Genomic DNA, 17,847 nt, shown 5'->3' on the forward strand with positions numbered 1-17,847 from the left:
GAGGACGCGCTGAACGCGACCCGGGCGGCGGTGGAAGAGGGGATCGTTCCCGGCGGTGGCGTCGCGCTGCTTCGGGCCGCTCTCAGCATCGACGCGCTGAAGCTCGAGGGGGACGAGAAGGTCGGCTCCGCCATCGTGCGGCGGGCCCTCGAGGAGCCCATCCGCCAGATCGTGGAGAACTCGGGGCTCGAGGGCTCGGTGGTGGTGGAAAAGGTCAAGGGGGCCCAGGTGGCGAGCTACGGCTTCGACGCCGAGCGGATGGAGTACGTGGACATGATGCAGGCCGGGATCATCGACCCGACCAAGGTGGAGCGGATCGCCCTGGAGAACGCGGCGTCGATCGCGTCGCTCCTCCTCACTACCGAGGCGCTGATCACCGACATCCCGGAGGAGGAGAAGAAGGCGCCGCCCATGCCGCACGGCGGCGACATGTATTAAGCCGGCGACACCCGGCGTCAGATCCTCGATACGGCCCCTGCTCCGCGCGGGCAGGGGCCGTCTTTTTTGCGCGAGGTCTTGACGCACTCCCGCGCGTCTGGTAATTGTGGGTGATCCCGAGCGCGACCGACACGCCCGGGAACTCTCATGCGCGCACTCCGCCACCGAGCAGCGCGCCGGGCGAGGGCTTGGTGCCCGGTGGATGGCGAGCGCGGCTGCGTGTTCAGGAAGGGAGGTGAACGGTCTGCGCCTGTACGAGACCTTACTGATCATCGACCCGCGGCCCACGGACGAGGAGGTCGCCCAGCTCCTGACGCGGCTCCAGGAGACGCTCAAGGAGCTGGGGGCCACCGTCCAGCGGGTGGACAACTGGGGGAAGCGCCGGCTGGCCTACGAGATCAGGAAGCAGCGGGAAGGCACCTACGTGGTCTTCGAGACGCTCGCGGAGCCGGCCACCGTGAAGGAGTTCGAGCGGCAGCTCAAGCTCAACGAGAGCGTGCTCCGCTTCCTCTCCACCCGGGTGCCGGAGAAGAAGGCCCAGCCCGCACAAACGCCCGAGGTGCTTGAGGAGACCGGTTGATGGCGAGTCTCAACAAGGTGTTCCTCATCGGCAATCTCACCCGCCCCCCCGAGCTCCGCTACACGCCGAGCGGCACGCCGGTGGCCGACCTGCGCCTGGCGGTGAACCGGAACTACACCACCCAGGCCGGGGAGAAGCGCCAGGACACCTGTTTCCTCACGGTGGTCGTCTGGGGGAAGCAGGCCGAGAGCTGCGGGGAGTACCTGGACAAGGGGAGCCCTATCCTGGTGGAGGGTCGGCTCCAGACGCGCGACTGGGAGACGAAGGACGGGCAGCGGCGGAACGTGATGGAGGTGGTCGCCGACCGCGTGCAGTTCATGGGGCGCCCGAAGGGGCCGGGCCCCGCCGAGGCCGAGGTCGTCGAGGAACAGGCGGAGGGGACGGAGGAGGTCCCCTTCTGAGGTTGCGCCTTGATCCCGCGCCGGTGAGGCCCCCGCGGGCGGGACGCAGGAGTCGAGGAGGATCAGCCGATTTCCACGGTCGCCAAGCCAGTCAAGCGGCGCCGCTTCGGCCGCCGCAAAGTCTGCAAGTTCTGCATGGACAAGGTGAGCCTGATCGATTACAAGGACGTCCGGCGCCTGAGGACCTTCGTGACCGAGCGCGGCAAGATCATTCCCCGGCGCATCTCGGGGAGTTGCGCCCGCCACCAGCGCCAGCTCACCCACGCCATCAAGCGGGCGCGGACGATGGCGCTCCTGCCGTACGCCTCCGAATAGTCCCCGGGACACCTTTCCATGAAAGTCATCCTGCTGGACGACATCCCCAAGCTCGGCCGGCGGGGGGAGGTCCGAGAGGTCGCGGACGGTTACGCCCGGAACTACCTGCTGCCCCAGAAGCTCGCCCTCGTCGCCAGCGCCGCGAATCTGGGGAACCTCGAGCAGATCCAAAAGCGCCAGGAGGCCAAGGCGGTCCACGCGAAGGCCGAAGCCGAGGACCGCGCGCGCATCATCGAGACGCTGACGTTCTCGCTCACCCTCCAGGCGTCAGAGGAAGGACGCCTCTACGGCTCGGTGGGCGTCCAGGACCTGATCGCCTTCCTCGCCCAGCACGGCGTCGCCGTGGAGAAGCGCCGGGTGGGGCTCGAGGAGCCGATCAAGGCCCTGGGCGAGTACACGATCCCCATCAGGCTTCATCCTGAGGTCACCGCTCGGCTCAGGGTCACGGTCTCGCGCGCATAGCCGTGGCGACGCTCGCGGAGCTCCTGACCTCCAAGATCCCTCCCCACAGTCTGGAGAACGAGCGGGCCGTCCTCGGGGCGATCCTCCTCGAGAAGGACAGCCTCCCCAAGGCGGTCGAGATCCTCAGACCCGCCGACTTCTACAAGGAGGGGCACCGGAAGGTCTTCGACGCCATGATCGCGCTCTTCGAGCGCGCCGAGCCGGTGGACCTCCTGACCCTCCGCGAGGAGCTCCGCCGGCGGGACGCGCTGGAGGAGGTCGGCGGCGACGCGGCGCTCGCGACCATGGTGGAGGAGGCGGCGACGGCCGCCCACCTCCTCTCCTACGCGGGCATCGTCCGGGAGAAGGCCCTCCTCCGCGAGCTGATCCGCATCTGCACCGAGGTCATCGGCCGGAGCTACGAGGCGGCCGACAACGTCGACCTCCTCCTCGACCAGGCCGAGCAGTTCATCTTCCAGCTCTCCGAGCGGCGTCTGCAGGGCTCCGCGATCCCCGTGCGCTCGATCCTGCAGGAGACCTTCGAGTACATCGAGCGGCTGTACGAGCGGAAGGAGCTGGTGACCGGGCTGCCGACCGGCTTCGACGCGCTGGACCAGATGACCGCGGGGCTCCAGCCCTCGGACTTCGTCATCATCGCGGGCCGGCCGTCGATGGGGAAGTCGAGCTTCGCCCTGAACGTCGCCCGGCACGCCGCTATCGAGCTCCGCCGCTCGGTCCTGTTTTTCTCGCTCGAGATGTCCAAGCAGCAGCTTGTCCAGCGCCTCCTCTGCGGCGAGGCGCGCGTGGACTCGCACAAGGTCCGGACCGGCCACCTGGAGCCGCGCGACTGGCCGAAGCTCACGAACGCCGCGGGGCGCCTGGCCGAGGCGCCCATCTTCATCGACGACCAGCCCGCCCTCTCGGCGCTCGAGGCTCGGGCGAAGGCCCGGCGCATGAAGGCCGAGCACGGCCTCGACCTCGTCATCGTGGACTACCTCCAGCTCATGCGCGGGCGGAACGCCGAGAACCGGCAGCAGGAGATCTCCGAGATCTCGCGCTCGCTGAAGGCGCTGGCCAAGGAGCTCCGGGTTCCCGTCGTGGCGCTCTCCCAGCTCTCGCGGGCCGTCGAGGCCCGTGCCCAGAAGGACTACAAGCCCCAGCTCTCGGATCTGAGGGAGTGCGTGACGGGCGAGACCCTGGTCGTTCTGGCAGACGGGCGACGAATCCCCATCCGTGACCTCGTTGGTACGGCGCCCGAGGTCCTGGCCATATCGCGTGACGGCAGGATCGTGGCGGCGAAGAGCGAGAGGATCTGGCGGGTCGGGATCCGGCCGGTCTTCTTGGTTCGGCTGGCGAGCGGGCGGGCGATTCGGGCGACCGAGCGCCATCGCCTGTTCGGCGCGCGTGGCTGGCAGCGGGTGAGCGAACTTTCCGCCCGGGACCGCCTGGCGATCGCACGCCAACTCCCCGAACCCCCGTTTCCCGGCCGCTCGCCCATGGTGAAGGCGCTCATGCGCGAGCGGGGGATCTCGCAGCGGCGCATGGCGGCGCTGCGCGCCACAGCCTACGGGGGGAGCGCCCACTTTCGGTTCGCCCCTTCCAGGACGCTCCTGGAGGAATACGCTGCGATCCTTGACGACATGGAGCTTCGTGCACGCGCGACGAACGATCTGTTCTGGGACCGGATCGTCGCCATCGAGGGGGCGGGCGAAGAGGAGGTCTTCGACCTCACGGTTCCAGGGCCCGCATCCTGGCTGGCGGACGGGATCGTCAGTCATAACAGCGGTGCCCTGGAGCAGGATGCCGACCTGATCATGTTCCTCTACCGGCCCGGCCGCTACGGGATCCAGGCCGAGGAAGGCGAGAACTACGCCGAGGTGCTCGTGGAGAAGCAGCGGAACGGACCGACCGGGAAGGTGCCGGTGGTCTTCATCCCCGAGTACGCGAGCTTCGAAAAGTACGCCGGCCCCCACCGCCAGCCGTTCTGAGGCGCCCCGGCCATGACCAGGGTCGTCATCGTCGGCGCCGGCAAGGGCGGGCGCGCCCTTCTCGAGATGTTCATGGGCGACGCCACCGTGTCGATCCTCGGCGTGGCCGACGTGAACCCCTGGGCCCCGGGAATCGAGTTGGCCCGCCGCCTGAACATCACCGTCACCACCGATTTCCGCCAGCTCGTCACCGATCCGAACGCGGACCTGATCATCGACGTCACCGGCAACCCGGAGGTCCACCGGACGATCCAGCGCCTGAAGCCGCCGACGGCGGAGGTGATGGGCGGCGTGAGCGCCAAGTTCATGTGGGACCTCCTGGAGGAACGCAAGCGCACGGAGGAGCTGGAGGATCGTTATGCGCTCATGCTCCGGGAGCTCCAGACCCAGGCCGAGGGCGAACTGATCGTCGGCCAGAACCCGAAGATGCGCGAGGTGGCCGAACTCGTCGCGCGGGTCGCTCCGACGCCGACCACGGTGCTGCTTCGGGGCGAGTCGGGGACCGGCAAGGAGCTGGTCGCCCGCGCCATCCACAAGCACTCGCACCTTCGGGACAAGCCGCTGATCACCGTCAACTGCACGGCGCTCACGCCGGCCCTCATGGAGTCCGAGCTCTTCGGCCACAAGCGGGGCGCCTTCATCGGGGCGGCCACCGACAAAGTGGGGCTCTTCGAGAAGGCCGACGGGGGCACGGTCTTCCTCGACGAGGTCGGCGACATGCCGCTCGAGCTCCAGACCAAGTTCCTCCGGGTCCTCGAGGCTGGCGAGATCACCGCGGTGGGTGAGGTCATCACCCGCAAGGTCCGCGTGCGCGTGATCGCCGCGACCAACCAGAACCTGGAGGCGGCGATGGCGCGGGGGGAGTTCCGGGAGCACCTCTTCTACCTGCTGAACACGTTCACGATCACGCTCCCTCCGCTCCGGGAGCGGGTCGAGGACATTCCCGTCTTCGCCTATCACTTTCTCCAGAGGGCCGAGGCCAAGATCAACAAGAAGGTGGACCGGATCGCCGCCGAGGCGCTCGATCTCTTCAAGCGCTACCCCTGGCCCGGCAACCTCCGCGAGCTCGAAAACGTCATCGAGCGGGCGGTCGTGCTGACCTCCTCACGCCAGATCGAGCCCGGTCACCTCCCCCTGTACGTGCAGGAGGCGACGATCCGCTTAGCTTCTGCCGAAGGGTTCATGAAGGCCAAGGAGAAGATGATCACCCAGTTCCAGAAGCAGGCGCTCCTGGAACTCCTGGCGGGCACCAGGGGGAACGTGACTCTGGCGGCAAAAAAGGCCGGGATGACCCGTCGGAACTTCCACCGATTGATGGCAAAATACTCAATAAATCCCGATGCTTTCAGGCAAGAGTCAGACTCTTCTCGATAGTGGGATTAGTTGGACTCATATACGGGATATTTGAGTCTCACATAGGTATTTTCTGGACAATAGGGCCCATTTTCGATGGTTTACGAGTCAATGGGGCTTGCCCGACGGATAGATGCCGTTGACAGCCCCTTGGCGCTTCCCTAGGCTATGAGGTCAGCCCGCGGCCCAGAGCCGCGGGCATATTCCCATGCGCCTCTATTCGCTCAAGCGCATCTTCGTCGGCAGCCCGTTCCCGACCGCCCAGGCCCGGCACGAGCGCCTCACCAAGGTCACCGGGCTGGCAGTGCTCGGCTCAGACCCCCTCTCCTCCGTCGCGTACGCTACCGAAGAAATTCTGCTGGTCCTGATCCTCGCCGGCACCGGGGTGCTCGCCTACTCGGTCCCCATCGGCTTCGTCATCGCTGTCGTGATCGCGATTGTGGTCAACTCCTACCGCCAGACGATCCCCGCCTATCCCCAGGGAGCCAGCGCCTATATCGTGGCCAAGGATAACCTGGGGACCTTCGCCGGGCTCACGGCGGGCGCGGCCCTTCTTATCGACTACACGCTGACCGTGGCGGTGAGCGTTTCCGCCGGCGTGGCTGCCATCACCTCGGCGTTTCCGGCCCTGTATCCGGAGCGCGTGCTCATCTGCGTGCTCCTCGTCGTCGGCATCGCGGTGGCCAACCTCAGGGGTGTCAGGGAATCCGGGCGTATGTTTGCGCTGCCAACCTACCTTTTCATCGCCGGCTTCCTGGGACTGCTCGGCGCGGGCTTTCTGCGATATGTGTGGCTGGGCGCCCCCGAGGCGCCTTCGCCCGCTCCCCCGACGGAGCCGGTTTCGTCGCTGGGCGTGTTTCTCGTCCTGCGAGCGTTCGCCTCGGGGGCCGTGGCCCTGACGGGAATCGAGGCCATATCCGACGGCGTCACCGCCTTCAAGCCTCCCGAGGTCAAAAATGCTCGGACCACGCTGGCCTGGCTGGGCGCGACTTCGATCACGCTCTTCGTCGGCACGACCCTCCTCGCCTCGCTCTACGGGGTTCTCCCCCGCGAGGAGGAAACGGTCGTCTCCCAGCTCGCCTGGCAGGTGTTCGGGGGAGGGCCCCTCTACTACTACGTCCAGGTCGTCTCCACGCTCATCCTGATCTTTGCGGCCAACACCTCGTTCGCCGATTTTCCGCGCCTCTCCTTCTTCATGGCCCGGGACGGTTTCCTGCCCCGCCAGTTCGGCAACCGCGGCGACCGTCTCGTCTTCTCGAACGGGATCCTCATCCTGGGAACTGCGGCGATCGTGCTGATCGTGATCTTCGGCGGCAGTACCCACGCCTTGATCCCGCTCTACGCGGTCGGCGTGTTCACCTCGTTCACCCTCTCGCAGGCCAGCATGGTCCGCCGCTGGCTCAGGCAGAAGCCTCCAGGCTGGTGGTGGCGGGCGACGATCAACGGCGTCGGGGCGGCGACCACCGGGCTCGTGATGGTGGTTATCGCGATGACCAAGTTCGTCCACGGGGCCTGGATCGTCGTGCTGTTGATCCCGATCTTCATCACAGTGTTCTTCGTCATCCACCGCCACTACCGCCGGGTCGCGGAGCAACTCTCGCTCGAGGGCTACGGCGGACCGCCGCCGATCCGTCACACGGTCCTCGTCCTGATCGGCGACCTGCACAGGGGCGTGGTTCAGGCCCTCCAGTACGCCAAGACCCTCTCGCCCGACACGAAGGCCGTGTACGTGGAGCTGGACCCGGACGGGACACACAAGCTCGAGGAGAAGTGGGTGAAGTGGGGGTGCGGGGTGCCGCTGGTGGTGCTGACCTCGCCGTACCGGTCGCTGCTCGGGCCGTTTCTGGACTACCTGGACCACCTGCAGGGGCAGGGGCAGAACCACATGGTGACGATCGTGCTGCCCGAGTTCATTCCGGCGCGCTGGTGGCAGCACCTCCTCCACAACCAGACGGCGCTCCTGATCAAGGGGGCGCTCCTCTTCAGGAAGAACGTTGTGGTGACCGACGTCCCCTACCACCTGAAGCGCTGACCCCGGCCTCGCGCGTTGGCCGTTCGCGGGCCCAGGGTTTCCTTTCTCCCGACGCTCTCTGGTAGACTTAGGACTCGCGCGTAGAAGTCGCTTGACGCGCCAGGCGCATGAGAGTCCAGCTCCTTGCCGAAGGTCCCCTCGACGTCGGGCAGACGCTGGCCCGCTACCGCATCTGGGGAGAGGACCCCGCCAACCGGCTCGCCGGCGAGCGCTTCCGTCGCGTCGTTCGCGTGCACGGCCAGCTCCACGGCTACGAGCTCGGCTGGTCGGGCCCGCCCGATGCGGTGCAGCTCACGCTGAGCCTCCCGGGCTCACGCTCGACCAGGGTGGCCGAGGCCGCTCTCGCCGAGGTGCGGCGGCTTTTGTTCCTGGATGCCGACCTTCCAGCCTTCTACCGGATGGCCAAGGGCGACCCTGCCCTCTCGGGCCTCATCACCCCGCTCTACGGCCTCCGCCCGACACTCGCCCCCTCGCCCTTCGAGATGCTGGTCGGCGCCATCAGCGCCCAGCAGGTGAACCTGGCCTTCGCCTTCACGACGCGGGCCCGGCTGGTCCGTCGCTTCGGCGAGCGCGTCACCGTGAACGGCGGCGTCATCTATTCGTTCCCGGGTCCCGAGCGTGTGGCAAAGGCTCGCGTCAGCGAACTCAGACGGATGCAGTTTTCGACGCGGAAGGCTGAGTACATCATCGGCTTGGCCCGCCTGACCTCGAGCGGCGCGCTCGACTTCGACCACCTGGGGAGGCTCCCCAACGAGGAGGTCATCGCGGCGCTGACCCAGGTCCGCGGCTTCGGCCGCTGGACCGCCGAGTGGTTCCTCTGCCGCGCCCTGGGACGAGGCGACGTGTGCCCGGCCGGGGATCTGGGCGTCAGGAAAGGCTTCGCCCACTTCTACAACCGCGGCCGGCCCCTGAGCGAGAGGGCGATCCGCCGTCGAGCTGGCCAGTGGGGCGAGCACCAGAATCTCGCCGTCCACTACCTCCTGGCCGGGCTTCGCCTGGCCCAGGAGCGGTCTGGGGGTGGGACGTGAGCAAGCTCACGCTCCCGATCTTCGGCCAGCCGAGCCCGAACGATCTCTCGGAGGTCCACCTGGTCGGCCGCTACGCCCTGGGCGCCACCTGGGCCGACAAGCACGGGAGTATCTACCCCTTCGAGCGCCTGCGGCGCGACTGCCCCTGCGGGAGCTGCGCTGCGCTCCCCCAGCTCACCCCCGAGATGGCCTGGCCGAGCGAGGTGAAGCGCCAGCCCGACGGTCTCCGCGTCCTCTGGTCCGACGGCCACGAGAGCCTCTACCCCTACGCCGCGCTCCGGGCCCTCTGCCGCTGCGCCGCCTGCAACGAACAACGTAAATGACCGAGCGGGCCCGCCGCGCGATCGTCGTGGCCGGAGTCATGCTCACCATCTTCCTGGCCGCGATGGAGTCCACGGTGGTGGCGACCGCCATGCCGACGATCGTGGCGAGCCTGGGCGGCCTCAAGATCTACTCCTGGGTCTTCACCGCCTTCCTCCTCGCCTCCACGGTGACCATGCCGATCTGGGGGCGCTTCTCCGATCTCCTCGGCCGGCGGACGACGTATCTCGTCGGGATCGGTATCTTCCTCCTGGGCTCGGCACTCTCTGGGCTCTCCCAGAGCATGGCCCAGCTCGTCTTTTTCCGCGCGCTCCAGGGGCTCGGCGCCGGCTCGCTGATCACCCTCGGCATGACCGTGGTCGGCGACATCTACGAGCTCGAGGAGCGCGCGAAGATGCAGGGCTACTTCTCCGGGGTGTGGGCCGTGGCGTCGCTGGTCGGGCCGCTCCTCGGCGGGCTCCTCGCCGATCATGTCTCCTGGCGCTGGGTTTTCTACATCAACCTCCCCTTCGGTGCCCTCGCCGCCCTCGCCGTGGGCTGGGGCCTGGCTCAAGCGCCGCGTCCTACCCGGCGGGTCTCCATCGACTTTCGCGGCGCGGCAGTCTTCACCGTCGCGATCTCGGCGCTTCTCCTTGGGCTTGTCGAAGCGGGGCGTGTCGCCTCGTGGCTCAACCCGTTCGTTCTGGGGATGCTGGTGCTCGCCGCTGCGCTCTTGCCTGTGTTCATTTTTGTCGAGCGCCGGACCGAGACGCCCATGGTCCCGCTCGACCTCTTCGCGAGCCCGATGGTCCGCGCCGCCGCCGCCACCGGCTTCCTGGCGGGAATGGCCATGTTCGGCGCGATCACCTACATCCCCCTCTACGTCCAGGCCGTCGTCGGGACCACCGCCACCCAGGCCGGCGTGGTCCTGATGCCCTTCGTCCTCGGCTGGGTCGCCTGCTCGATCCTGAGCGCCCGCCTCGTCCTGCGCGTGGGGTATCGCGTGGTCGTGGTCGCGGGCATGGTGAGCCTCACCCTCGCCTTTCTCCGCCTCACGGGCTGGGACCAGACCCTCACCGTGACCCTCGCCATCCGCGACGTGCTCCTCGGCGGCTTCGGGATGGGCCTGATCATGGTCCCCATGCTCATCGCCGTCCAGAACGCCGTGCCGCGAGCCCACCTGGGCGCGGCCACCTCCATGACCCAGTTCTTCCGCGTGATCGGCGGCGCGGTGGGGATCGCGGTCATGGGCGCGGTGATGGGCCACAGGCTCCAGACCGAGCTCGCGCGCGTCACGACCGCGGCCGGGGTGACCCTCGGCGCCCAGGTGAAGGAGCTGGTGAGCCAGCCCGACCTGATCGTCAGCCCCCTCACCCGCGGGCTGCTCGACACGGCCATCCTGGCTTCGGTGCGCCTGGCCCTCGCGCGAGCGCTCCACGACGTCTTCGTCGTGGGGCTCGTCGTCGCCCTCGTGGCGCTGGCCTCAGCGTTCCTCGTCCCCACCGGCCGCGCCCGCGACCTCGCCGCGGCCCGCGAGCCAGCCCCCACCTCGCGTGTGAGATAATGGGGCGCCGGAGCGGCACCCCTGCGAGCTCGGGCCAATCGAGGACAATCGGAGGGGGACACCCACGCCTTCGGCGTGGGTACCCGGGCCCCCTCCGAGGCCTCCCCCAGGAATCGGTTGCGCGGGCGAAGCCCGCGCTCGAAGGTGTTACTCCGACACGCTTCGAGGAGGCAAGCATGACCACCGCCAAGGCACCAGAGGGACTCGATCCGACCATCACGACCCGCGAGATCGTCTTCGAGGCCGATGTCTCGTCGGTCACGCCCTACCTGAAGGTGGCGACGGTGAGCCGGAGCGGCCAGGGGCACATGACCTTCGTCTCGGATGAGGGGTCCTCGCTCGGCGGCCTCGGGTCGGCGCCGACGCCGCTCATGTACTTCAGCGCCGCGATCGCCTTCTGACTGATGACCCAGGTGGCCCGGTACGGGCACATGCTTAAGGTCAAGATCAACAACGTCAGGATGCGGGTGGTGGCGCGCTATCGGGTGGACGGCTCCGTGCTCAACGACACGGTCGAGGCCAACATGGTCGGCGCGGAAACCGCCCTGGAGGTGGAGTCGCCCGACTCCCCCGAGCGCGTGGCGCGCGTCCTGAGGAACGCCGAGCGCGGGTGCTTCGTCATGCAGGCCCTTCAGAAGCCCGTCGCGGTGACGACCACTGCGCTGCTGAACGGGCAGCCCCTGGCCCTCGGCCGCGCCTGACCCCTGATGCCCTCTGACGTCCCGCTCCTCGAGCGGCTCGCTCAGCTCCCGCCCGTCGCCGTCAGCCAGCTGGTGGAGCTCGTCGAAGCGATGGCGCGCCCCGAGAACGACCCGCTGCTGAGGCCCCTCGTCGTAGTGGATGAGGAGGGCGAGCGCGCCATCAACCCCCTCCTCCCCGCGGTCCTCGAGCACCTCGGGCGCAAACCCGACGCGACCTGCTACCAGGCGCTCCTCGAGGCCCTCACCGGCATCTGGAACGCCGCGGTGCGGGCGGCCGTGGTGAGCCGGCTCCGCGCCCAGGGGCTTCCTCCCGACGACCTGCTCCTGCGCCTTCAGGCGCTCTCGCCGACACTCGGCTTCGCCGCCGAGAACCCCCAGTGGGCGCGCGAGTGGTTGGCGGACCCCGCGACCCAGGACACGCTCCTGGTCCAGCACTGCGTGGTGCGGCTCCTCCTGGCCATCCGGGGCATGGCCGAGGCCAGGGCCGCGGCGCTCGTGGCCTCGCCTGCTGAGGGCCAATCAGGATGAACCGGCGGGATATGCTCTAGAAGCGTGTCGGAGTAATGCCCTTTGAGCGCGGGCTTTGCCCGCACAACCAACTCGGGCCTCGCCTCGTGGCTCTCCTCGCCTGCGGCTCGTCGGCAGCCCCTCGGCTCGAACTGCCATTCCGGGGGGAGGCCTCGGAGGGGGCCCGGGTACCCACGCCGAAGGCGTGGGTGTCCCGCTCCGATTGACCTAGTGGAGGAGCCATGGGACACCTGCACGAGAAGAACCAGGACCGCCGGCGGCTGAACGGCCAGATCATGAAATCCCCCATGAAGGTCTTCGGCGCCTTCCGCGACCTCGGCCAGAAGGTCTTCGCCGACGGGGCGCTCTCGAAGAAGCACAAGGAGCTGACCGCGCTGGCGGTGGCGATCTCCCAGAACTGCTTCGACTGAATCGAGCACCGGGTCGAGGAGGTCCTCGACTTGGGCGCGACCGAGCAGGAGATCGCCGAGACCCTGGACATCGGCCTCCTGATGGGCGGCACGCTCGCCGCCAAGTCGGTGCGTCACGCCTTCTGGGTGATGGAGGAGTTGAGGAAGGAAGCCGGGCGAGCGCACTGATGCACCTGAAACGCGAGCCCTTCACCACCGAGGTCACCGAGGCCGACCTCAAGCACGAGCGCGTGAAGGCCCGCGCCCTCAGGCAGAGCCAGTGGTGGAAGCGGAAGCTCTCCGGCGGCGTCTGCCACTACTGCGGCCGTCAGGTCGGCGCCCGGCGGCTCACCATGGACCATGTGGTGCCGCTGATCCGCGGCGGCCGGAGCACCCGCAGCAACGTCGTCCCCGCCTGTAAGGACTGCAATACCAAGAAGCAGCTCCTCCTCCCCGTGGAATGGGAGGACCACCTTCGGCGCCTGGCGGGTGCAGAGAGGTCGTAACCCTCTCTTGACGGTGTATCGATCTTTGGACGTTGCGCTTGACCCTAGCTAGACCTCGCTCAAGTTTCTGCCGCCCGAGCGCGTTGATAGAGGCTGTTGGTGTCCGCCGGCTTCCAGGCCGTCGGCCAGAGAAAGCCCAGTCATTCTCATCTAGCCGAGCGATCATAACGCGCTCCACCGTGGTTGGCGTGCGCTCGTAGACAGGCTGGGTCTTGGCGTCTACGGTGACCTGCACTATCATGACCCATCCCGTCTCAGGGTTGTGTCCCTGCCAGCCGGACTCAGCGCGACTCACCTTGACTTCAAGACCTTCCTGGCCACGGAGGACAGCATCGCCCGGGTACAGAGCGCGAGGTACGAGATCTGACCGGCCGTTTGGGTACTGGTTAACCGCGAGCCCTGGTGTGCGAGAGGCGAACTCCCGCGCAAGCGAGCGGACGAAGAGTTGTGAGAGCAACCCAGAGAAGCCTGCTGGCTGCATCAGGTCCTCAAGCCTGTTGTACCCGTGCTCGATACTCGCGCGATTCAGTGCATGGAGGTAGGCGTAGGCATCGTTGATGGCCGCCACGACGCCAGCTGCTGTCATCCCATAGGGAAGTTCGACAGACACATCCGCGTCGCCCTCGAGCGCCTCCGGCCGGTTCAAGTAGCGGGGCGGCATCAGCTCCTCCTAGCCCGAAGACGAGGAGAGCCTAGCAGCAACTTACGTGATCAGAGCCAGGAAAAATTTGCGGCGTGTTGAGAGCGGAAGAGCTGCCTTCACGCCCCGTGACATGACCGCTCCATTCTGGCGCAGGCTTTGAGATCGGAGATTTGTGATCTCAACGGGAGAACTTGTAGGCGTTGACTAGGAGGCGAAGTAGGTGGGAAACCAGCCCGCGATCACAGGAGGACTCTTGTACGAGGCCGTATGAAGGATTGGATATTTGTGAGCGTGACGAGTCGGGTTAAACGCCTTCGCGCGGGTCTCAGCCGCGGCGGCAGGCGCGGAGATGGGAACGCATCAGGCCGACAGGGAGGGAGAACCGGCCCTGGGGAACCTTCTACACGTCAAGCCGGCTCCAGCCATTCCTCGTGGATGTCCACGCAGAGCGTTTCGTTGCCCGGCCTTCCGAATACCTCTTTCAGCTCGAACATGACCGTGTAGAGAGGTGGATAGAGGCCGCGATGGTCGAGGGGATTCTCAGTGACGCCGTGGACCGCCACGATGACACCCTGCTTGCCCCTGACATATGTGGGCGTCCGAGGATTCCCGTCAGGGTTTTCTTGCCTGACTCGTACTCGGTCTCCCGCTTTGAGTGTATAACTCAAGGCTTCCGAGGGGCTGGGCTCGCTTGCTAGACGAAGGATGTGCGCGGTGTTTCAGGTGCTCGCGCGTCCAAGAGCGTTGAGGCAGGCAGGACCTCTCCGGTTCCGATCAAGCTCTCCTTCGTGACCAGCCTGGCGAGGTCTTCTTCGCTCATTCCTTGGGTGCCTGCGGGCCTCCTGGGTAAGACCATGTATCGGACATCCGAGGTGCTGTCGTGCACGCTGACTTCCATCCCTGGCGGAAGCTCGAGCCCGAACATCTCCTTGAGTGTGCCCCTCGGATCGACGATGATTCGCTTCTTGTAGCTGTCGTGCTTGTACCACCAGGGGGTATCTCCCAGCAGGTCGTGGGGGTAGCAGGAGCACAAGGTGCAGACCACGACGTTGTGGACCGATTCCGTGTTCTCCACGACGCCGAGCTTTCCCAGGCGACCCGGGGGGATGTGGAGTTCCCGCACCGCGTCTCTTCCCTTGGCAATCAGCCGGGCCTTGAACTCCGGATCCACCCACGCCCTGGCGACGATCCTGGCCCCGTTCCAGACGCCGGGCCTGTTCACGGCTTCGGTTCTTCTCCGGAGCTCCGCATCGTCGAGCAACCCGGTCTCGATGAGCGCGCACGTGAATGCCTGGAGAAGCATTCGGTAATCCGCCATATCCCGCTCGAGCTTCTCGACGCGCTCCTCGAGACTGCCGCGATGATGCTTCTTGGCGATACGGAAGAAGTCGTCATAATCGCCCCGCTCCTTCCGAATGTCCTCGATCACGACGTCGGCACCTTTGACCAGGTCGGACGAGACCAGGGCGGTTCCTCTCACGTAATCGTCTAACGCGTTCTCGAGGGCCCGGATGCGACTCTCGATATCCGTCGGGCCTTCGACGTGCTCCTGGGAGGGCTTGGGTCTGGATTCCAGGCGGGACTTCGCCTTCAGGATGTCATAGAGCGTGACAATTCCCCTCCGAGCCATGAAGAGGATGCGCGGCTCGAGGCGCTTGGCCCGGTAGTATTCGAGGTCCTCTTCAACGGCCCGCACGTGGGCCTCGTAATCGTGCATGTGGGGCGTTGCGTGCGCGTCGCTCATCGTTCTGCGCTCGGCTACTGCTCCTGCGCGTTTCGAGCGCCGGCTTCGCCGGCGCAACCGAACTTCGTGGGGGGAGGTATCGGCAGGGGGGCGGAGCCCCCCTCCGAGGGTTGTCTCACGGGGTGACTGTATGCGACCGCCTCGCGGCTGTCAAGGCGGTGGCGGCGGGTGCGTCCGGGTTGAGGCAAGCGCAGCGACGAACCAGTGTATCGATCATTGGACATTGACGGGCCTCTCCGTGTCGGCTTGAATGCCCTCGCGCGCCTCTCGACCGCGGCGGGCGGCGCGCGCGATCGGATCAAGCCGAAAAGGAGGGAACCCATGAAGAGAGGCGTATCGCTCGCGCTGTTACTTGTATTCGTGATCGTGTCGGTGGCTGGAACCGGGTGGCCGGTGCTCGCAGCTGCGCCGCAAGGGGAGAAGGCGGTCTCGGATGCCAAGGTCAACATCAACACCGCGTCCAAGGCCGAGCTGATGAAGCTCGACGGGATCGGGCCGGCCGTGGCTGAGAAGATCATCGAGTACCGGAAGGCGAACGGACCGTTCAAGAGGCCGGAGGACATCCGGAAAATCCAGGGGATCGGAAAGGGGCTCTGGGAGAAGAACCGCGGGATGATCACGGTGGAATGAGCGCGCCAGAAAATTTTGCTTTTGTCGCCCCGCGAATCGAGTTACGATCCAAGAAAGTCGGCCGGAGCTTACACAGGCTCCCGTGGCGTCCCGTCCCGGCAATCCCGTCGGGGGCGACGCGGCCAAGCCCCGGGCTGGCAGTCGGCGGCCGGTTGGGGGTCAGTGGGAACTGGGCCCGCGTGGTGGGGCTCGCCGAGAAAGGAGGTGGTCCAGCCGTGTGTAAACCTACGGTGATCTGTGAGGTGGTCGCCTCCTGAGGTAGGCCCACCGGAGTACCCAGGTGGCCGCCTGGGAGGGCTCAGGCACCACCGGCCCCGACGGTCCCGCCGTTCACCAGCGGGGCGGCTCGGCTTCTCCGACGCCGCAAGTACCGTCGGGGCTCATTTTTTCTGAACACCCTTCACCCTGGCCTGCTCCCCAGGTGGGGAGAGGGAAGAGTAGGCCTCCTGACCCTCGTCCTCTCCCCGGGCGGAAGTGGAGAGACAAAAATGAAACGGCCCGCCGGGCTGCCCCGGCGGGCCGTCGTGGATCCCCGACGCGCTCAGACCTTCCGGACGTTGGCGGCCTGAAGGCCCTTGGGCCCCTTGGTCACCTCGAACTCGACGCGGTCACCCTCGCTGAGGCTCTTAAAGCCCGAGGCCTGGATGGCGCTGTAATGGACGAAGACGTCCTCGCCGCCCTCCACCTGGATGAAGCCGTAGCCCTTGGCGTCGTTGAACCACTTCACTGTTCCCTGTGGCATGCTCCTCTTCCTCTTTCTCCTGGGGCGTTACCGCCCGGCTGATGCCTCCGGCCCCCATGGCCTGAGGTGCCCCGTTAGCGGGGCATAAAAAAACGCCGCGGGACCTCGGTCCTCACGGCGTCGACCCTCAAACCGAGCGACTCAGCTGCACGAACTGCTCAAACCACCCGGGCTGCGTCTTCAAAATCGGGAAAAAACTACAACGGTTTTATGGAGCTTGTCAAGGGAGATTTGAGGCGGGGAAAGCGACCGGGCCCGGATTCACCGGGCCCGGCTTCCACCTGGTGCTCAGACCTTCCGGACGTTGGCGGCCTGGAGGCCCTTGGGCCCCTTGGTCACCTCGAACTCGACGCGATCACCCTCGCTCAGGCTCTTGAAGCCCTGGCCCTGGATGGCGCTGTAATGAACGAAGACGTCCTCGCCACCCTCCACCTGGATGAAGCCGAAGCCCTTCGCGTCGTTGAACCACTTCACACTGCCCTGTGCCATGCTGCTGTCCTCTTTTTTCTGGGGCCTTTCTGCCCCGGTGATCCCGGCCATGATGGTCCGGGTGCCCCCGAAATGGGGACAAACAAAAACGCCGGAGGACCTGGTCCTCACGGCGTCATTTTCTGCACTTCGCAAGAATCAGAAGCCTATCTTGGAACCGGTACCGAAAAGGACAATACCCCAATTGGCCGGGCGGAGTCAAGGAATATTTCTGATGGGCTTCGTGACCGGCTGGGAGCCGTGCTTGCCGCCGAGCCAGCCGGGGATGGCCACTGAGAATCGGCCGGCGGTCCCTCCGGCCACGACGACCACGATCTCCTCGGGTGAGGGGAACTTGGGCACCAGCTCGTCCGGCGCGTGTTGGCCCTGGTCGAACCTGAGGCGCGAGCCTTCGGCGCCGTCGGGACCCGCGGCCAGCTCCCGGTAGGGCCGCCTGATCGTCTCGAAGAGGAAGCGCTTCACATCCTGCTTGGACCATCCTTCGTCGGCAATGGTCCGCGCGTGCTCGGGGCCGACCACCAGGAGCGTGTGGCCGTACACGGGGAAGTTCTTGTGGTTCCAGATGCCGGTCAGGGACCAGCCGAGCGACGCGACGAGCTGGGCGGCGCTACGGCTCGAGTGGTCGTTGATGCCGTGGGGGGCTTCGCCCGAGAAGAGCGTCACGGCGCTCTCGGTCGGCGAAAGGCCGCGCTCGACGTGGAGCGGCTCCCAGGGCGAGGCCTCCTCGTACTCGCCGATGCAGTAGGTGTAGCGGCCGGGATGGCCGAAGGTGGACATGGAGATCTCGCCGGGCCTCACGCCCCCCAGGTTGATCATGATGAGCCGCAGCGCCCGGCCGATCGTGGCGTTGGCGCGGAAGCCGGGACCGAAGACGCCGGCGCCGCAGTTCAGGCCGATGGCCCGGCGGACCGGCCCGTTGACGATGATCAGGGGCGCGGCGAAGTGGGTCGTCGCCGACTGGCCGTGGAGGTTGATGAGGGGGTCGCAGGCTGGCTCGTCCGCAGCGATCACCACGGGCATGTACACGGACCTGCA

General features: G+C 66.8%; 23 protein-coding genes. 18 read left to right on the forward strand and 5 right to left on the reverse strand.

All coding sequences use genetic code 11. The features are described from left to right. The 17 genes from groEL to HY726_05230 form a co-directional block, all read left to right on the forward strand. A partial coding sequence (groEL, locus tag HY726_05150; GenBank protein ID MBI4608377.1) for a chaperonin GroEL occupies positions 1 to 438 on the forward strand: 438 nt, incomplete at its 5' end. 202 nt (positions 439 to 640) lie between these two features. Further along, complete coding sequence (gene rpsF, locus HY726_05155) at positions 641 to 1,018, forward strand: 30S ribosomal protein S6 (GenBank protein MBI4608378.1); 378 nt, start codon at positions 641 to 643, stop codon at positions 1,016 to 1,018. After that, positions 1,018 to 1,419, forward strand: coding sequence for a single-stranded DNA-binding protein (ssb, locus tag HY726_05160; GenBank protein ID MBI4608379.1), 402 nt, complete (start codon positions 1,018 to 1,020; stop codon positions 1,417 to 1,419). Before rpsF ends, ssb begins: the two co-directional genes overlap by 1 nt. A gap of 135 nt (positions 1,420 to 1,554) precedes the next feature. Then, positions 1,555 to 1,734 (forward strand): 30S ribosomal protein S18, encoded by a 180-nt coding sequence (locus HY726_05165; GenBank protein ID MBI4608380.1) that lies wholly within the window; start codon positions 1,555 to 1,557, stop codon positions 1,732 to 1,734. Positions 1,735 to 1,752: 18 nt separating this feature from the next. Continuing rightward, entirely contained in the window at positions 1,753 to 2,196 is a 444-nt protein-coding gene (locus tag HY726_05170) for a 50S ribosomal protein L9 (GenBank protein ID MBI4608381.1), read from the forward strand. Between the two features lie 2 nt (positions 2,197 to 2,198). Beyond that, positions 2,199 to 4,163, forward strand: a complete 1,965-nt coding sequence (gene dnaB / locus HY726_05175; protein MBI4608382.1) for a replicative DNA helicase — start codon at positions 2,199 to 2,201, stop codon at positions 4,161 to 4,163. A 12-nt stretch (positions 4,164 to 4,175) separates the two neighbouring features. After that, complete coding sequence (locus HY726_05180) at positions 4,176 to 5,537, forward strand: sigma 54-interacting transcriptional regulator (protein MBI4608383.1); 1,362 nt, start codon at positions 4,176 to 4,178, stop codon at positions 5,535 to 5,537. 187 nt (positions 5,538 to 5,724) lie between these two features. Next, positions 5,725 to 7,548 (forward strand): APC family permease, encoded by a 1,824-nt coding sequence (locus HY726_05185; GenBank protein ID MBI4608384.1) that lies wholly within the window; start codon positions 5,725 to 5,727, stop codon positions 7,546 to 7,548. 107 nt (positions 7,549 to 7,655) lie between these two features. Continuing rightward, positions 7,656 to 8,576 carry a DNA-3-methyladenine glycosylase 2 gene (locus tag HY726_05190; protein ID MBI4608385.1) on the forward strand — a complete coding sequence of 307 codons (921 nt, stop codon included), beginning with the start codon at positions 7,656 to 7,658 and terminating at the stop codon, positions 8,574 to 8,576. Further along, positions 8,573 to 8,899 (forward strand): DUF971 domain-containing protein, encoded by a 327-nt coding sequence (locus HY726_05195; protein MBI4608386.1) that lies wholly within the window; start codon positions 8,573 to 8,575, stop codon positions 8,897 to 8,899. Before HY726_05190 ends, HY726_05195 begins: the two co-directional genes overlap by 4 nt. After that, positions 8,896 to 10,440: an MFS transporter gene (locus HY726_05200; GenBank protein MBI4608387.1), complete on the forward strand. Its 1,545-nt coding sequence runs from the start codon at positions 8,896 to 8,898 to the stop codon at positions 10,438 to 10,440. Before HY726_05195 ends, HY726_05200 begins: the two co-directional genes overlap by 4 nt. 176 nt (positions 10,441 to 10,616) lie before the next feature. Next, positions 10,617 to 10,841, forward strand: coding sequence for a hypothetical protein (locus HY726_05205; protein ID MBI4608388.1), 225 nt, complete (start codon positions 10,617 to 10,619; stop codon positions 10,839 to 10,841). A 12-nt stretch (positions 10,842 to 10,853) separates the two neighbouring features. Next, on the forward strand, positions 10,854 to 11,141 hold the full coding sequence (locus tag HY726_05210) for an OsmC family protein (protein ID MBI4608389.1): 288 nt from the start codon (positions 10,854 to 10,856) through the stop codon (positions 11,139 to 11,141). Positions 11,142 to 11,147: 6 nt separating this feature from the next. Then, positions 11,148 to 11,669, forward strand: a complete 522-nt coding sequence (locus tag HY726_05215) for a hypothetical protein (GenBank protein MBI4608390.1) — start codon at positions 11,148 to 11,150, stop codon at positions 11,667 to 11,669. Positions 11,670 to 11,890: 221 nt separating this feature from the next. Then, complete coding sequence (locus HY726_05220; protein MBI4608391.1) at positions 11,891 to 12,079, forward strand: carboxymuconolactone decarboxylase family protein; 189 nt, start codon at positions 11,891 to 11,893, stop codon at positions 12,077 to 12,079. Positions 12,080 to 12,109: 30 nt separating this feature from the next. Further along, positions 12,110 to 12,247, forward strand: coding sequence for a hypothetical protein (locus tag HY726_05225; GenBank protein MBI4608392.1), 138 nt, complete (start codon positions 12,110 to 12,112; stop codon positions 12,245 to 12,247). After that, the gene (locus HY726_05230) at positions 12,247 to 12,564 is read left to right on the forward strand and encodes an HNH endonuclease (protein MBI4608393.1); all 318 of its coding nucleotides are present in this window, start codon (positions 12,247 to 12,249) and stop codon (positions 12,562 to 12,564) included. Before HY726_05225 ends, HY726_05230 begins: the two co-directional genes overlap by 1 nt. A gap of 1,050 nt (positions 12,565 to 13,614) precedes the next feature. Here HY726_05230 and HY726_05235 read toward each other — a convergent pair. Both HY726_05235 and HY726_05240 read right to left on the reverse strand, forming a co-directional pair. After that, entirely contained in the window at positions 13,615 to 13,875 is a 261-nt protein-coding gene (locus tag HY726_05235; protein MBI4608394.1) for a nitrile hydratase subunit beta, read from the reverse strand. A 26-nt stretch (positions 13,876 to 13,901) separates the two neighbouring features. Beyond that, the gene (locus HY726_05240) at positions 13,902 to 14,525 is read right to left on the reverse strand and encodes a nitrile hydratase subunit alpha (GenBank protein MBI4608395.1); all 624 of its coding nucleotides are present in this window, start codon (positions 14,523 to 14,525) and stop codon (positions 13,902 to 13,904) included. A gap of 747 nt (positions 14,526 to 15,272) precedes the next feature. Here HY726_05240 and HY726_05245 point away from each other — a divergent pair. Next, positions 15,273 to 15,581: a helix-hairpin-helix domain-containing protein gene (locus HY726_05245; protein MBI4608396.1), complete on the forward strand. Its 309-nt coding sequence runs from the start codon at positions 15,273 to 15,275 to the stop codon at positions 15,579 to 15,581. A gap of 541 nt (positions 15,582 to 16,122) precedes the next feature. On the opposite strand, the gene HY726_05250 is transcribed toward HY726_05245, so the two are convergent. The 3 genes from HY726_05250 to HY726_05260 form a co-directional block, all read right to left on the reverse strand. After that, complete coding sequence (locus tag HY726_05250; GenBank protein ID MBI4608397.1) at positions 16,123 to 16,323, reverse strand: cold-shock protein; 201 nt, start codon at positions 16,321 to 16,323, stop codon at positions 16,123 to 16,125. Between the two features lie 288 nt (positions 16,324 to 16,611). Further along, positions 16,612 to 16,812 (reverse strand): cold-shock protein, encoded by a 201-nt coding sequence (locus tag HY726_05255; GenBank protein MBI4608398.1) that lies wholly within the window; start codon positions 16,810 to 16,812, stop codon positions 16,612 to 16,614. A gap of 198 nt (positions 16,813 to 17,010) precedes the next feature. Then, positions 17,011 to 17,832 (reverse strand): hypothetical protein, encoded by an 822-nt coding sequence (locus tag HY726_05260; protein ID MBI4608399.1) that lies wholly within the window; start codon positions 17,830 to 17,832, stop codon positions 17,011 to 17,013. Positions 17,833 to 17,847: the final 15 nt, after the last annotated feature.

This window comes from Candidatus Rokuibacteriota bacterium (genome assembly GCA_016209385.1).
Lineage (GTDB): Bacteria > Methylomirabilota > Methylomirabilia > Rokubacteriales > CSP1-6 > JACQWB01.

What these genes read in the sequence shown, in the direction of transcription:
- HY726_05255 (MBI4608398.1), bottom strand. Translation starts at nt 16,812, where the DNA reads ATGGCACAGGGCAGTGTGAAGTGGTTCAACGACGCGAAGGGCTTCGGC.
- HY726_05215 (MBI4608390.1), top strand. Translation starts at nt 11,148, where the DNA reads ATGCCCTCTGACGTCCCGCTCCTCGAGCGGCTCGCTCAGCTCCCGCCC.
- HY726_05245 (MBI4608396.1), top strand. Translation starts at nt 15,273, where the DNA reads ATGAAGAGAGGCGTATCGCTCGCGCTGTTACTTGTATTCGTGATCGTG.
- HY726_05180 (MBI4608383.1), top strand. Translation starts at nt 4,176, where the DNA reads ATGACCAGGGTCGTCATCGTCGGCGCCGGCAAGGGCGGGCGCGCCCTT.
- ssb (MBI4608379.1), top strand. Translation starts at nt 1,018, where the DNA reads ATGGCGAGTCTCAACAAGGTGTTCCTCATCGGCAATCTCACCCGCCCC.
- HY726_05185 (MBI4608384.1), top strand. Translation starts at nt 5,725, where the DNA reads ATGCGCCTCTATTCGCTCAAGCGCATCTTCGTCGGCAGCCCGTTCCCG.
- HY726_05220 (MBI4608391.1), top strand. Translation starts at nt 11,891, where the DNA reads ATGGGACACCTGCACGAGAAGAACCAGGACCGCCGGCGGCTGAACGGC.
- rpsF (MBI4608378.1), top strand. Translation starts at nt 641, where the DNA reads ATGGCGAGCGCGGCTGCGTGTTCAGGAAGGGAGGTGAACGGTCTGCGC.
- HY726_05230 (MBI4608393.1), top strand. Translation starts at nt 12,247, where the DNA reads ATGCACCTGAAACGCGAGCCCTTCACCACCGAGGTCACCGAGGCCGAC.
- HY726_05170 (MBI4608381.1), top strand. Translation starts at nt 1,753, where the DNA reads ATGAAAGTCATCCTGCTGGACGACATCCCCAAGCTCGGCCGGCGGGGG.
- HY726_05190 (MBI4608385.1), top strand. Translation starts at nt 7,656, where the DNA reads ATGAGAGTCCAGCTCCTTGCCGAAGGTCCCCTCGACGTCGGGCAGACG.
- HY726_05200 (MBI4608387.1), top strand. Translation starts at nt 8,896, where the DNA reads ATGACCGAGCGGGCCCGCCGCGCGATCGTCGTGGCCGGAGTCATGCTC.
- HY726_05240 (MBI4608395.1), bottom strand. Translation starts at nt 14,525, where the DNA reads ATGGCGGATTACCGAATGCTTCTCCAGGCATTCACGTGCGCGCTCATC.
- HY726_05165 (MBI4608380.1), top strand. Translation starts at nt 1,555, where the DNA reads ATGGACAAGGTGAGCCTGATCGATTACAAGGACGTCCGGCGCCTGAGG.
- HY726_05260 (MBI4608399.1), bottom strand. Translation starts at nt 17,832, where the DNA reads ATGCCCGTGGTGATCGCTGCGGACGAGCCAGCCTGCGACCCCCTCATC.
- HY726_05250 (MBI4608397.1), bottom strand. Translation starts at nt 16,323, where the DNA reads ATGCCACAGGGAACAGTGAAGTGGTTCAACGACGCCAAGGGCTACGGC.
- HY726_05205 (MBI4608388.1), top strand. Translation starts at nt 10,617, where the DNA reads ATGACCACCGCCAAGGCACCAGAGGGACTCGATCCGACCATCACGACC.